A 14,525-nucleotide genomic window follows, 5' to 3' on the forward strand; every position below is an offset into this window, starting at 1 on the left:
CCCTATCATTATGGTACATATTTATTCCTGTCAATTAGAACTGCACGATAGTCTTTATTACGCAACCCGTGAAATCGGCAGACTCTACGAAAGCGAACCCGTAATTCATAATTACGCACTCTGTTATGCTTTGGGATTGGTAAATAGCGATAGTTATCGTTACTTCTGTTCCGAACAGATTCCCCAGTACCAAGAACATTTAAATCCTCTTAACGAAGAGAAAATTTATGTCACTCCCGCACGGGCGATCGCTCATACGGCGGTTCTCAATACTTGGAAATATGCCAATAATAACTATCATGTGGAGATGGAAAAAACCCAGAAAAATATTCCCAGTTTTGGCAGGGCAAAAGAAATCGCTCCCGAAAGTGTTTTTGAATGTTTTATTATTTCCCATCACCCCCTACAACTTCCTAAATGGATTCGTTTGGGAAAATGGATGAGTAAAGCGGAAGTAAAACTGACAGAACTTTCCCTATCAAAACAAAAAGAGGATTTATTTATTTATCCCTATCCTTTAAATCCTCTCGATGTTATGTTTACCCATCAGGTGATTGGCTACGATGTGATTAATATGCCTCCCGTTAGTTTAATCCGTAATGTGAGAATGCGCGGGGAATATTACCAAATAAGCGATCGCCCCGATCTCAAAATTCCCGCTCGATTGTCCTATCGCTTCGGTTGAAAATTGACCATGACTCTTATATCTTCTAAATCCCTCACTTTACCGGAATTTCTCTCACTAACCGCTCCCGAGGGCGATATTACCTATGAATTAGTCGATGGAGAAGCTATCCAGAAAATGTCACCGAAATTCTTTCATTCTCGTTTAACTGGTGCTTTATTTCTCGTACTCGATCGCTGGAATCAAGGACGGGGAGAAGTGGGAATCGAATGGGCAATTATTCTAAGCAAAAACGATCGAGATTGGTGTCCCGTTCCCGATCTTCTCTACATTTCCCTAGAAAGGTTAGGAGATATTCCCCTCACCGATGAAGCTTGTCCCGTTCCCCCGGAATTAGTCATCGAAATTATTTCTCCGGAACAATCCTTCAGCAGCCTGAGCGAAAAAGCCGTGGACTACCTAAAAGCGGGAGTCAGTCGCGTCTGGATCGTCGATCCCCGGGCCAAGCAGATCACGATTTTCTATCCCGACGCACCCCCGGCGATTAAAAAAGGCGATGACGAAATTAGCGATATTCTCCTCCCCGATTTAACCCTAACCCCCAGACAAATTTTTGCCAAGGCCCGATTAAGTTAATGCCCTACAGTCTCGTTATAAGCGATCGCCCCGATCTGAAAATTCCCGCTCGATTGTCCTATCACTTCGGTTGAAAATTGACCATGACTCTTATATCTTCTAAATCCCTCACTTTACCGGAATTTTTCTCACTAACCGCTCCCGAGGGCGATATTACCTATGAATTAGTCGATGGAGAAGCTATCCAGAAAATGTCACCGAAATTCTTTCATTCTCGTTTAACTGGTGCTTTATTTCTCGTACTCGATCGCTGGAATCAAGGACGGGGAGAAGTGGGAATCGAATGGGCAATTATTCTAAGCAAAAACGATCGAGATTGGTGTCCCGTTCCCGATCTTCTCTACATTTCCCTAGAAAGGTTAGGAGATATTCCCCTCACCGATGAAGCTTGTCCCGTTCCCCCGGAATTAGTCATCGAAATTATTTCTCCGGAACAATCCTTCAGCAGCCTGAGCGAAAAAGCCGTGGACTACCTAAAAGCGGGAGTCAGTCGCGTCTGGATCGTCGATCCCCGGGCCAAGCAGATCACGATTTTCTATCCCGACGCACCCCCGGCGATTAAAAAAGGCGATGACGAAATTAGCGATATTCTCCTCCCCGATTTAACCCTAACCCCCAGACAAATTTTTGCCAAGGCCCGATTAAGTTAATGCCCTACAGTCTCGTTCTCAATCTCACACCCCGATCGCCGATCTATCCGAATTTTCTCACCGGACGACACCTTCACGCGCTATTCCTTACCCTTGTCAGTAGTGTTGATCAGGAATTAGGGAAAATTCTACACACAGCCGAGGCAGATAAAGCCTTCACCTTATCGCCACTACAGATTCAATCGCGGGGGAAAATAACAATAAATTCCCCGCAGTGGCGACACGAACGGCCAATCGCCCCCGAAACTCCCTGCTGGTGGCGGATTTCTCTGCTCGATGACCGATTATTCGGTAAATTAACCTCGCTCTGGTTGAATCTCAATCCAAAACACCCCTGGCATCTCGGTTCCGCCGATCTGGTTATCACTAGCGTCCTCGCCACCCCGCAATCGGTTCAACCCTGGGCGAACTCTTGTACTTATCAAGACCTGTATGAAAACGCCTCGGAAACGAATCGGGAATTTGATTTCCTTTTCGCCACCCCCGTCACCTTCCGGCAGGGAAAATTCGATAGTGCCTTACCGACGCGGGAACTGGTGTTTAATAGCCTTCTCAATCGTTGGAATCGCTATAGCGCTATCCCCTTCGATTCTATTGCCCTAGAGTCGATTTTCCCTAGTTTCTTCGATATTCAAACGAAATTAGCCGACGAAGCCTATAAAAACCAGTTGATCGGTTGTGTGGGCGAGATTCACTATCGTCTTTTGGGAGAGGTGGAACCCGCAAAGATTAAAGCGATTAATGTACTGGCGGATTTTGCCCTCTACGCGGGAGTGGGACGGAAAACCACCATGGGGATGGGGATGACTCGCAGAATTGCTAAGGAGAAAAGATAGCCATGGATGAATCTGATTACATACCGATCGCCGCTCTCAACCATTACGCCTACTGTCCCCACCGTTGTTGGAGAATGTTCGTCGCCGGGGAATTTCTCGATAATAGCTACACGATCGAGGGAACAAATTTACACGAGCGAGTTCACACCGTCGGGGCGGCAAACCGCGAGGAAATATGGCAAATTCGGGCGATCTGGCTTAAATCAGATAATTACCGTCTCATCGGTAAAGCCGATCTGATCGAGTCCCACGACGGCGAATTTATCCCCGTGGAATACAAACGGGGCAGTAAGGGCGAATGGGATAACGACGAGTTGCAGGTGTGCGCTCAAGCCCTATGTTTGGAAGAAATGACGGGAAAAAGGCTAGATACTGGCTATATCTACTATGCCAGTTCTCACCAGCGTCAACCGGTGGCGATCGATCTTGCTCTACGGCAACGGGCGATCGCTACGATCCGAGCAGTTGAAACCCTGATCCAGACGGGAAAAATGCCCCCGGCGGTCTATTCACCCCGCTGCAAGGGATGCAGTTTGTTCGATCGCTGTTTGCCCCGATTAACCGAAAAAGTCCAACGATATCGAGAGGAAGAATAAAAAATATGGGAACGGTATATGTGACAAGAGAAGACGCATTTCTCGGCAAAAATGACGAGCGTTTAACGGTCAAAGCATCCAAGGAAACGATACTCGATGTACCTCTATTGAACGTGGAAGGAGTGGTGATTTTCGGACGGGGTTCAGTTTCTCCCGCATTGGTGATCGAATTGTTGGAACGTCATATTCCCCTGAGTTTCGTCACATCCACCGGACGCTATCTCGGTAGATTGGAACCGGAGATGACCAAAAATATTTTCGTTCGTCGAGCGCAATGGCAGGCCACCGGCGATTCCCCGAAAGCCATTCATTTAGTGCGGGGATTCGTCCGCGGCAAGCTGAAGAATTACCGCAACATTCTACTCCGTCGTCAACGCGATCGAAAGGAGTTGGATTTACAAACGGCGATCGCTTGTTTGGAAGCAGCGATCGGCTCGATCGAAACAACCTCGGCGATCGATTCTCTCCGGGGGTTAGAAGGAGCCGGAAGCGCAGCCTATTTCAGTTGTTTTGATTCCTTAATTCTCGGCGATACTTTTACCTTTGCCTCCCGTAACCGTCGCCCCCCGCGAGATCCGGTCAATTCTCTTTTGAGTCTGGGTTATGCGTTATTGCGCCATGACGTGCAGAGTGCGATCAATTTGGTCGGTTTTGACCCCTATCTCGGTTATCTTCACTATCAACGCTACGGTCGCCCCTCGCTGGCACTGGATCTGATGGAAGAATTTAGAGCGATCGTCGTTGATGCCGTGGTTCTCAATGGGGTCAATCATCCTTATCTTACCCCCGAACATTTCACCACCGAACCCTTAAGCGGTGCGGTTTCCTTGACGAGAGAAGGTTTACAGATTTTCCTGCGCTTGTACGAACAGAAGAAACAATCGAAGTTTAAACATCCAGTAATGGGTAAACAGTGTACTTATCAAGAAGCTTTCGAGATTCAGGCCCGACTAATGGCGAAATATCTCATGGACGAGACGGATAAGTATCCACCCTTGATTTTAAAGTAGGTAGAGGCGGTCATGTATTTTGTTGTCAGTTACGATATTTCCGACGATAAGCGACGAACCAAAATTCACAATACGTTAAAGTCCTACGGCCAACGGGTGCAGTATAGTGTTTTTGAGTGCGATCTAACCGATACCCAGTACGCTAAGCTGCGCGGGCGCTTGAGTAAGTTGATCAAACCCGATACCGATAGCATCCGCTTTTATTTTCTCTGCGCCTGTTGTCGGGGTAAAGTGGAACGTATCGGTGGTGAGTTACCCCGGGATAATACAATTTTTTTTGTTTAGCTCGGTTGCGCTTCCGGGTAGCTGTAAAAATCCTTAACTATTTTCTGGTGGCTGGAAAGCTTATGCAATATAGATTCGAGATGATTTTCCTTTCCAACGTGAGGCGCACCTTATCCCGTAAGGTTTTGCGGGGTCTTGAAGAACTGGGTCACTTGCTGTACAATAGGTTTATTGCGGGTGCGGCGCAAATGAACCTTGAAAACCCCATAGCGTATGGCTTTTACCACTGGGCATTCCAATTAATCTTAAGCCCTATTAGGGATTGAAACCATTGAATTAACGACATGGGAGATGAGAGTATAAAATTCCAATTAATCTTAAGCCCTATTAGGGATTGAAACAACAGCCCCGTCAACAATCCCTAACTGCTTTCTTATTCCAATTAATCTTAAGCCCTATTAGGGATTGAAACTCGGCGCTGAAATCTGATTATATAGCCTTAAAAATATTCCAATTAATCTTAAGCCCTATTAGGGATTGAAACAACAGCTTCCTTATAAGCATATCTTTTCATTATCTCATTCCAATTAATCTTAAGCCCTATTAGGGATTGAAACACCTCGCAATTTGAGATACCATTTACCGATACCGAATTCCAATTAATCTTAAGCCCTATTAGGGATTGAAACACCGAGATTCAGCCTGAGAGAATGGAAAAATCTATTCCAATTAATCTTAAGCCCTATTAGGGATTGAAACTTAGCTTGGGAATTCGAGGATGGGAAAGGCATTGATTCCAATTAATCTTAAGCCCTATTAGGGATTGAAACCTGGAATTTTTGCCTTGAAAGTAGAGGGGAAAGCATTCCAATTAATCTTAAGCCCTATTAGGGATTGAAACGGGTAATTTCCTCCTGAAATAGGTAATAAATCAATATTCCAATTAATCTTAAGCCCTATTAGGGATTGAAACGGCTATCAGATCACAACAACTTTATACACTAACGAATTCCAATTAATCTTAAGCCCTATTAGGGATTGAAACGTGTAAACAATACCATCATCAGGAGTGTCAACATTATTCCAATTAATCTTAAGCCCTATTAGGGATTGAAACCCGATCGCTTTATGGTGAGCATTGCAGTAGTATTTCTGAAATTCCCATTCCAATTAATCTTAAGCCCTATTAGGGATTGAAACACACTGCGATCTACTTGATTTCTTGCTACGAAAATATTCCAATTAATCTTAAGCCCTATTAGGGATTGAAACCGTGCATTCTTTATAAATTTGTATGGGTAAAGGAATAATCGCGAATTCCAATTAATCTTAAGCCCTATTAGGGATTGAAACCAATCGATATGGAGCGGATCATCATATCTGGGTAAATTCCAATTAATCTTAAGCCCTATTAGGGATTGAAACCAGGATATGGCTAAGTTATACGGCTTCTGCTTACAATTCCAATTAATCTTAAGCCCTATTAGGGATTGAAACTCTCCCGGCACCCAAAGAGAAGCTATCTTTGCCTCATTCCAATTAATCTTAAGCCCTATTAGGGATTGAAACCGCTATCTCCTGTTTAAGTGCGTCGCCCTTGAGGGGCTTTCCTATTCCAATTAATCTTAAGCCCTATTAGGGATTGAAACAGTGGGGAATTCCCCACCAAGATTATCTGGGTAAATTCCAATTAATCTTAAGCCCTATTAGGGATTGAAACAGAATTTCGAGCATTTCTCCTGACTTAGGCACAATTCCCATTCCAATTAATCTTAAGCCCTATTAGGGATTGAAACGCACGCCTACTACTGAATAATCAACCTGATTTATGATTCCAATTAATCTTAAGCCCTATTAGGGATTGAAACCAAAATCGAGCTAGGCCGCCTCAGTGAGGCACAAATTCCAATTAATCTTAAGCCCTATTAGGGATTGAAACAAAATCGGTAATATATGAAGTTTTGTGGGAATTAAATTCCAATTAATCTTAAGCCCTATTAGGGATTGAAACCGGGAACATTCCCGATAAACCGTGCCTTGTCGGTAGATTCCAATTAATCTTAAGCCCTATTAGGGATTGAAACGATTTCCTACGGTGCAAATCACCTATTACAGATATTCCAATTAATCTTAAGCCCTATTAGGGATTGAAACTTGAAAATCGACAATCTCAGCGCCAATAAGCGATCTTCCAATTAATCTTAAGCCCTATTAGGGATTGAAACTTCTGCGGGTTTAATCCAGTTAATTGATTTAGCCTATTCCAATTAATCTTAAGCCCTATTAGGGATTGAAACGAAAATTTATTCAATCGTATCGATAAAAGCGTTGACATTCCAATTAATCTTAAGCCCTATTAGGGATTGAAACTTTACGTTTTCTTGGTCGTCTGAGTATCCCGTAGAATTCCAATTAATCTTAAGCCCTATTAGGGATTGAAACGGAACTCCCCGCAATCTTGGCATTTTCCGCCTCATATTCCAATTAATCTTAAGCCCTATTAGGGATTGAAACAACAAGTAAATTTACCGCAAGCAAAAAAGAGATCATTATTCCAATTAATCTTAAGCCCTATTAGGGATTGAAACTAATTCAAGTTGTATCATCAATCGGAGTAAATCCGCATTCCAATTAATCTTAAGCCCTATTAGGGATTGAAACGTTTTTTTTTGCGTGTGAAAAAAAAGTTTTTCATTCCAATTAATCTTAAGCCCTATTAGGGATTGAAACGCCTAAGCCTCTACGATCAAGAGCTTAGGGAAATGATTCCAATTAATCTTAAGCCCTATTAGGGATTGAAACAGTTATTTTTACTTCTTGCTTCCCCGATTCTACAGATTCCAATTAATCTTAAGCCCTATTAGGGATTGAAACTTTCTGCGTGCCAATTCTCCGAAACCTGCCCGGGTCAACAAATTCCAATTAATCTTAAGCCCTATTAGGGATTGAAACAAAGCAGAAGGAAAACAAGCTTCTTAAAAAAGGATTCCAATTAATCTTAAGCCCTATTAGGGATTGAAACATAATAAATATATGAAGCGTAAGAACTAATACAATGATTCCAATTAATCTTAAGCCCTATTAGGGATTGAAACGGCCGGTGGGGGGGCGAGCGAGCCGCAGACTGCCCGCGTTCCAATTAATCTTAAACCCTATTAGGGATTGAAACAACTATTTCTAATTCTTTCCCCAATGTTAAACTGGGTTCCAATTAATCTTAAACCCTATTAGGGATTGAAACAAGTATGTGGGAGAATCATCTTTGAACGTTTGTAGTTCCAATTAATCTTAAACCCTATTAGGGATTGAAACATGTAGGCATCTATTTGGGAGACGGTGAGTATATTCGTTCCAATTAATCTTAAACCCTATTAGGGATTGAAACAGTTGCTCAAAGTATTCTTCTTCAACATTCTGGGGAGTTCCAATTAATCTTAAACCCTATTAGGGATTGAAACGAATCAAAATCAAAGATGCCAAAACTTTCCCAAAAGTTCCAATTAATCTTAAACCCTATTAGGGATTGAAACGTGATTGAGGTGTAGGCAGTTCCCGCCCATCTAACGTTCCAATTAATCTTAAACCCTATTAGGGATTGAAACAATCTTTGCCGCTCAACCCCCTAATAAGCTCCCTGTTCCAATTAATCTTAAACCCTATTAGGGATTGAAACATGGCTTCGGCTCAAACCGGAAAGACAGAAGCGGCGCTGAATACGGTTCCAATTAATCTTAAACCCTATTAGGGATTGAAACAGGAGCAATATAGGCAATATTACCCCTGATATCATGTTCCAATTAATCTTAAACCCTATTAGGGATTGAAACAGAGCATATTCGCTATTTTCGCTAGGGAATGTTAGGGTTCCAATTAATCTTAAACCCTATTAGGGATTGAAACTTGATTTGATAAATGGCGATTTCAATTTTCTCGAGTTCCAATTAATCTTAAACCCTATTAGGGATTGAAACTCGCCGGTAAAGCCTTCCTCTACTTTTTCAATAAAGTTCCAATTAATCTTAAACCCTATTAGGGATTGAAACGCGTCCCGGTTTCCCTTCTTTCCCGTCGCGTCCCGTTCCAATTAATCTTAAACCCTATTAGGGATTGAAACTCTCCTTGTTCCGCCAATTCCTGGCAGATTTCTTGTTCCAATTAATCTTAAACCCTATTAGGGATTGAAACATGTAAACTCCGAGCAACTGATTAACAAATCAAGCACGTTCCAATTAATCTTAAACCCTATTAGGGATTGAAACTAGTTAAGTGGATTGTTACGGGAGGTAACATAATTGTTCCAATTAATCTTAAACCCTATTAGGGATTGAAACCCTTCCGGCCCGGAGACAAATCTGGAACCTATTTCGGAAGTTCCAATTAATCTTAAACCCTATTAGGGATTGAAACTAGCGGGGAAACTGGGATTACAATAAATTAAAGACATAGTTCCAATTAATCTTAAACCCTATTAGGGATTGAAACAACGGCTTTGTAGCTGGCTAGACAAGATTGATTGTTCCAATTAATCTTAAACCCTATTAGGGATTGAAACCACTTAATAGCCAATCAACAAGTTCAATCTGTCTTGTTCCAATTAATCTTAAACCCTATTAGGGATTGAAACAACGCTTGATTAGGGTTCCAGCCAGCGAAATTATTCACCGTTCCAATTAATCTTAAACCCTATTAGGGATTGAAACATAGCTAACCTGTTCTACTGGATTTTGAGGTTTATTTATGGTTCCAATTAATCTTAAACCCTATTAGGGATTGAAACGTCTGTTTACCATTCTTAAGATTTGGGAAGTTATCGTTCCAATTAATCTTAAACCCTATTAGGGATTGAAACTGGAACTTGAAACCTTCTAGTCTATTAATTTCAAAATGAGAATTGCTGTCAGTGAGTTTATCGAACTGCTTGCGTCCAAAATATCCTATAAATTAGAGGAAGTATAAGCTAATTTGTATTGATAGTAAATCTGTTTTTAATAGTATGAGCAACTCTCAATCGCACGCTAAAAACCTTCTCCCTTGTTCCTTCTCCCCACTTCTCCATACCTATTACCTAGAATTATTAGTATTCTATAATACCAATGCTTAGGAAACTATAAAGAAAATCCCAAGATTAGGCGATTCCCTTGGCGAAAAAGGCTATAGTAGCATAAAATCCGTAATTTTATCCACAAAATTGTTATGACAGTTACCAATAGACAAGAGCTAGAAGAACTGATTCAACAGGTGAAAAAAGCTCAACAACAATTTGCCAACTATAGCCAAGAACAAGTAGATCTTATCTTCAAAAAAGCGGCATTAGCAGCCAACAACGCTCGCATTCCCCTGGCTAAAATGGCCGTACAAGAGACAGAGATGGGAGTAATAGAGGATAAAGTGATTAAAAACCATTTTGCCTCAGAAATCATCTACAACAAATATAAACACAGCAAAACCTGCGGCATTATCGAAGAAGATAAATCCTTTGGATTGCAAAAAATCGCCGAACCCGTGGGCATTTTAGCGGGGATCGTACCCACCACAAATCCCACCTCCACAGCCATTTTTAAAGCCCTAATTGCCCTGAAAACCCGCAACGGCATCATTTTTTCCCCCCATCCGCGAGCCAAAGACTGCACGATCGCGGCGGCCAAAATAGTCTTAGAAGCAGCCGTGAAAGCGGGCGCACCGGCCGGTATTATTGGTTGGATCGATCAGCCATCGGTGGAACTTTCCCAAGCATTAATGCAACATCCCAGCATTAATTTAATCCTTGCCACCGGCGGTCCCGGTATGGTAAAAGCGGCCTATTCTTCGGGAAGACCTTCCCTAGGAGTTGGTGCCGGCAATACCCCCGCTTTAATTGACGAAACCGCGCACATAAAAATGGCTGTTTCCTCGATTATTCTCAGTAAAACCTTCGATAACGGCATGATTTGCGCCTCCGAACAATCGGTAATCGTTGTCGATAGCATCTATGAAGAAGTTCGACAGGAATTTATTGATCGCGGGGCCTATCTTCTTTCCCCCGCAGAAAAGGAAAAAGTCGTCGGGATTCTCCTAAAAGATGGTCATATCAACCCCGATATCGTCGGGCAACCGGTGGAAAAATTAGCCAACATGGCCGGAATTTCTGTTCCTGAAGATACCAGGTTAATAATCGCAGAAGTGGAAAATATTGGCTTAGAGGAACCATTTTCCTACGAAAAACTCTCGCCAATTTTAGCCATGTACCGAGCGAAAGACTTTGAAAATGGGGTAAAAAAAGCCGAAAAACTGGTCTTATTTGCCGGTCGAGGTCATACGGCCGTGCTTTATACCGCACCCTCTAATCGGGAACATATTAAGCGCTTTGAAGACAACGTACAAACGGCCCGGGTATTAATTAATACCCCTTCCTCCCAGGGTGCGATCGGTGATATCTATAACTTCCGTCTCGATCCTAGTTTAACCCTCGGTTGTGGCACTTGGGGCGGTAATTCCATCAGCGAAAACGTCGAACCTACCCACCTATTAAATATTAAAACCGTAGCCGAGCGCCGGGAAAATATGCTTTGGTTCCGAGTACCACCAAAAGTATATTTTAAATACGGGTCATTACCGATCGCTATTCGGGAATTAGCCGGCAAAAAACGGGCCTTTATTGTCACCGATAAACCTCTTTTCGACCTAGGAGTTACCGCACCTTTACAGGAAATTTTAGAAGAAATCGGCATCACGGTTAATATCTTTTATGATGTGGAACCCGATCCTTCCCTGGAAACCGTCGAACGGGGTTTAAATGTCATTAATACCTTCAATCCCGATGTAATTATCGCTATCGGTGGTGGTTCCCCCATGGATGCCGCTAAAATCATGTGGCTACTCTACGAGCATCCAGAGATAGAATTCGAGAGCTTGGCCATGCGTTTTATGGATATCCGCAAACGAGTCTATGAATTGCCCCCTTTAGGCGAAAAAGCTCTGATGGTGTGTATTCCCACCACTTCGGGAACAGGATCGGAAGTGACTCCCTTCGCCGTCGTCACTGATCGCCGTAATAATATTAAGTATCCTCTGGCAGATTATGCCCTAACTCCCAGCATGGCCATCGTTGATCCGGAATTAGTGCTGAATATGCCGAAAAAATTAACAGCCTACGGCGGAATTGACGCTTTAACTCACGCTCTTGAGGCCTACGTCTCGGTTTTAGCCTCAGAATATACTAACGCTCTTGCTCAAGATGCCATCCGACTGCTGTTTAAATACTTGCCCAGTTCCTATCATAACGGAGCTAAAGACCCGAAAGCGCGGGAAAAAGTCCATTATGCGGCGACAATGGCAGGAATGGCCTTCGCTAATGGCTTTTTAGGCATCTGTCACTCCATGGCTCACCAATTGGGGGCAATTTTCCACATTCCCCACGGTCTGGCCAATGCCTTGATGATTTCCCACGTCATCCTCTATAATGCCACCGATGCCCCCTTTAAACAGGCAACCTTCTCTCAGTACAAATATCCTAACGTGAAGTGGCGCTATGCCAGGATCGCTCATTCCCTGGGATTAGGAGGAGAAAGCGAGACCGAAAGTGTGGAAAGATTGGTATTAGCGATCGAATGTTTAAAACGGGAAATCGGTATTCCGGCCAGTATTAAAGAGGTAATTCCCGAAAGTGAAGCCGAATTTATGGCCAAATTAGACCATTTAGCTGAACAAGCTTTCGATGATCAGTGTACCGGAGCCAATCCCCGTTATCCCCTGATTGAGGACTTAAAAACCCTGTTAATCCAAGCTTATCACGGCAATTTGCCCCTAGAGGTGGCGGTAAATGGTCACGGTGAGGTCAGTCTTGCCGATTTGAAGTTAGATCCGCAACCCTTGAGCTTGTAGAGATAGATTTTGCCTTTGATCCCCCCTACCCCCTAGTAGGGTTGATTCATGAATCAACCCTACCATGAATCAACCCTACCCCTTGCCTCTTGCCTGTCTTCATCAGTAGCCTATACTCAACGGATTTAGTATGACAGGTCTTTTGCCGCGGGTCTAATATTGATTTTTATCAACGATTAATCTAAGTTGCTCGACAAGAAGCTATATTAAGTAATAATACCTACAGCCTCATCCTGAGGAGGGAACATGGTAGTTAATCCGCTTCCCGATTTCTCGTTACCGTCAGAATTAACAGATATTCTGCAATCATGCCCGAATTTCACCGTGGCTGCGGATGTCGAACAACTAATTGAATTAGCCGTTAAAGATGCCAAAAACAGCTATCATGAGGTTGCCTATGACATCCCCAACCGAGGTAAAGTGGTAGAAGCCTTAGTGTGTCGGGTTCGCAATGGCATTAGTGCTAATTATACGGAACCGTATATGCGGCGGCGCGATCCCGATTGTATGGTCATTGGCGACGAGTTGCCAACTAATAAACCGACTTTTAAGTCTCGTTTTGGTTTTGAGTTTGAAGAACTAAGACAACAGACCTTCGCGTGGTTAAAAACTCAAGAATTAGCACTTTTTACCTTTGTAGCTGGAGTCAAGGGAAAAGGCCCCGATGTTGTGGTTGTCGCCCCCGCTAACGCCGGTTTCTTCGCTTTAGGGCTTTCTCTGCTCCAAGGCATCGACGATCCTAGTGAAATCGGTTCTGACTTTTTACCCGGGGCGGTTCTCTATGTGGCGCCGCCGTTTCGCCATCAGGTGTTTCAAGGCAAGCAAGTGGTTGTCCATAACCGCCGTCCGGGGTTGCATGAGCTATTCAGCTACAATCTTTATCCGGGTCCTTCGGCTAAAAAAGGAATCTATGGCGTATTGTTAGCCATGGGAGAGCAGGAAAACTGGGTGACAGCCCATGCTTCTACCGTTCAAGTGATTACCCCCTACGATCACAAAGTCACCTTTATGCACGAAGGGGCAAGTGGTGGGGGAAAAAGTGAAATGCTAGAACCGGCTCATCGCCGCCCCGATGGGAGTCTCCTATTGGGAAAAAATCTGGTCACGGGGGATGAACGCCACCTAATCTTACCCAAAGCTTGCGATTTGCGTCCTGTAACCGATGATATGGCCCTCTGCCACCCCAGTCTGCGCCAGCCCAAAAATCAAGACAAACTGGCTTTAATGGATGCAGAAAACGCTTGGTTTGTGCGTCTCAATCACATCACCCATTACGGCACCGATCCCTATTTAGAAGAACTGACCATTCATCCACCCCATCCGCTTTTATTTCTCAATATCGAGGCACGGCCGGAAAGTACCGCTCTGATTTGGCAACATATCGAGGATGAGCCAGGAAAGCCCTGCCCCAATCCTCGCGTGGTCATTCCCAGAGATATCATCCCTAACGTAGTTAACGGGGCAGTTAGCGTCGATATTCGCAGTTTTGGGGTGCGGACTCCTCCCTGCACCAAGGAAAGACCGAGTTACGGCATCATCGGGCTGCTGCATCTTCTCCCCCCCGCCTTGGCTTAGGGCTGTTTCATTTAAATTAAGTATAGCTGATTTTGAGTCAATAAATTTGATCGAAGATTCTCAAGTTTATCTTTTTCTAATCAAAAGAGTTAGTCATAATAACTAATCTTTAATCTTCTGCCAATATTTATTATGAATAGATTGATAAAGCTTGTTCCTAAGCCACGAAAAGCCTATCTCTCTTGAAATTGTCTGAGAGTACATCCTGTTAATTTACCTAATTTTTCTGCTTCTTACGTCGATAAAACTATCAGTTTTTCCCAACGTTCAGCTAACCACATCTGTCCCTCTGTTATTGAGAGAAAACCCAAACCTCTGAAAAGATTCAATCCTATGGTTGTGAGAATTGACCAATTGCTTGCCGCTTGAAAATCACTTATCTCGCTTTTATCTTCCTCAAAAATTACATCTTTTACCCAATGTAACTGATTTTCTATTTTCCAGTGTCCTCGAATAATTTTAGCAAATACTTGGGCGGATTCAGTTAGGCTACTAATATAGTAAGCTGTTTC

At 43.2% G+C, this 14,525-nt stretch carries 10 protein-coding genes and 1 CRISPR repeat array; of the genes, 9 read left to right on the top strand and 1 reads right to left on the bottom strand.

Going from position 1 to position 14,525, the window contains the following annotated elements; all coding sequences use genetic code 11:
- Nucleotides 1-10: 10 nt before the first annotated feature.
- From cas5d to IQ224_RS03115, 9 genes are all read left to right on the top strand, one after another.
- Complete coding sequence (gene cas5d, locus IQ224_RS03075; RefSeq protein ID WP_052277822.1) at nt 11-685, top strand: type I-D CRISPR-associated protein Cas5/Csc1; 675 nt, start codon at nt 11-13, stop codon at nt 683-685.
- Nucleotides 686-694: 9 nt separating this feature from the next.
- Entirely contained in the window at nt 695-1,261 is a 567-nt protein-coding gene (locus tag IQ224_RS03080; RefSeq protein WP_194032526.1) for a Uma2 family endonuclease, read from the top strand.
- 83 nt (nt 1,262-1,344) lie between these two features.
- Nucleotides 1,345-1,911, top strand: a complete 567-nt coding sequence (locus IQ224_RS03085) for a Uma2 family endonuclease (protein WP_194032527.1) — start codon at nt 1,345-1,347, stop codon at nt 1,909-1,911.
- Nucleotides 1,911-2,747, top strand: a complete 837-nt coding sequence (gene cas6, locus IQ224_RS03090; RefSeq protein WP_194032528.1) for a CRISPR-associated endoribonuclease Cas6 — start codon at nt 1,911-1,913, stop codon at nt 2,745-2,747. Before IQ224_RS03085 ends, cas6 begins: the two co-directional genes overlap by 1 nt.
- Before the next feature lie 2 nt (nt 2,748-2,749).
- Nucleotides 2,750-3,343 (top strand): CRISPR-associated protein Cas4, encoded by a 594-nt coding sequence (cas4, locus tag IQ224_RS03095; protein WP_194032529.1) that lies wholly within the window; start codon nt 2,750-2,752, stop codon nt 3,341-3,343.
- 5 nt (nt 3,344-3,348) lie between these two features.
- The gene (cas1d, locus tag IQ224_RS03100; protein WP_194032530.1) at nt 3,349-4,353 is read left to right on the top strand and encodes a type I-D CRISPR-associated endonuclease Cas1d; all 1,005 of its coding nucleotides are present in this window, start codon (nt 3,349-3,351) and stop codon (nt 4,351-4,353) included.
- A gap of 12 nt (nt 4,354-4,365) precedes the next feature.
- The gene (gene cas2 / locus IQ224_RS03105; protein WP_002742874.1) at nt 4,366-4,638 is read left to right on the top strand and encodes a CRISPR-associated endonuclease Cas2; all 273 of its coding nucleotides are present in this window, start codon (nt 4,366-4,368) and stop codon (nt 4,636-4,638) included.
- A 233-nt stretch (nt 4,639-4,871) separates the two neighbouring features.
- Nucleotides 4,872-9,427: direct repeats of the CRISPR family, unit length 36 nt; unit sequence TTCCAATTAATCTTAAGCCCTATTAGGGATTGAAAC.
- Nucleotides 9,428-9,771: 344 nt separating this feature from the next.
- Nucleotides 9,772-12,438, top strand: a complete 2,667-nt coding sequence (adhE, locus tag IQ224_RS03110; protein ID WP_194032531.1) for a bifunctional acetaldehyde-CoA/alcohol dehydrogenase — start codon at nt 9,772-9,774, stop codon at nt 12,436-12,438.
- 246 nt (nt 12,439-12,684) lie between these two features.
- Nucleotides 12,685-14,013, top strand: a complete 1,329-nt coding sequence (locus IQ224_RS03115; RefSeq protein WP_002742855.1) for a DUF4914 family protein — start codon at nt 12,685-12,687, stop codon at nt 14,011-14,013.
- Between the two features lie 233 nt (nt 14,014-14,246).
- Here IQ224_RS03115 and IQ224_RS03120 read toward each other — a convergent pair.
- A partial coding sequence (locus IQ224_RS03120) for an ISAs1 family transposase (RefSeq protein ID WP_194032532.1) occupies nt 14,247-14,525 on the bottom strand: 279 nt, incomplete at its 5' end.

The organism is Microcystis sp. LEGE 00066 (assembly GCF_015207925.1).
Lineage (GTDB): Bacteria > Cyanobacteriota > Cyanobacteriia > Cyanobacteriales > Microcystaceae > Microcystis > Microcystis ichthyoblabe_A.

What these genes read in the sequence shown, in the direction of transcription:
- cas5d (WP_052277822.1), top strand. Translation starts at nt 11, where the DNA reads ATGGTACATATTTATTCCTGTCAATTAGAACTGCACGATAGTCTTTAT.
- IQ224_RS03080 (WP_194032526.1), top strand. Translation starts at nt 695, where the DNA reads ATGACTCTTATATCTTCTAAATCCCTCACTTTACCGGAATTTCTCTCA.
- IQ224_RS03085 (WP_194032527.1), top strand. Translation starts at nt 1,345, where the DNA reads ATGACTCTTATATCTTCTAAATCCCTCACTTTACCGGAATTTTTCTCA.
- cas6 (WP_194032528.1), top strand. Translation starts at nt 1,911, where the DNA reads ATGCCCTACAGTCTCGTTCTCAATCTCACACCCCGATCGCCGATCTAT.
- cas4 (WP_194032529.1), top strand. Translation starts at nt 2,750, where the DNA reads ATGGATGAATCTGATTACATACCGATCGCCGCTCTCAACCATTACGCC.
- cas1d (WP_194032530.1), top strand. Translation starts at nt 3,349, where the DNA reads ATGGGAACGGTATATGTGACAAGAGAAGACGCATTTCTCGGCAAAAAT.
- cas2 (WP_002742874.1), top strand. Translation starts at nt 4,366, where the DNA reads ATGTATTTTGTTGTCAGTTACGATATTTCCGACGATAAGCGACGAACC.
- adhE (WP_194032531.1), top strand. Translation starts at nt 9,772, where the DNA reads ATGACAGTTACCAATAGACAAGAGCTAGAAGAACTGATTCAACAGGTG.
- IQ224_RS03115 (WP_002742855.1), top strand. Translation starts at nt 12,685, where the DNA reads ATGGTAGTTAATCCGCTTCCCGATTTCTCGTTACCGTCAGAATTAACA.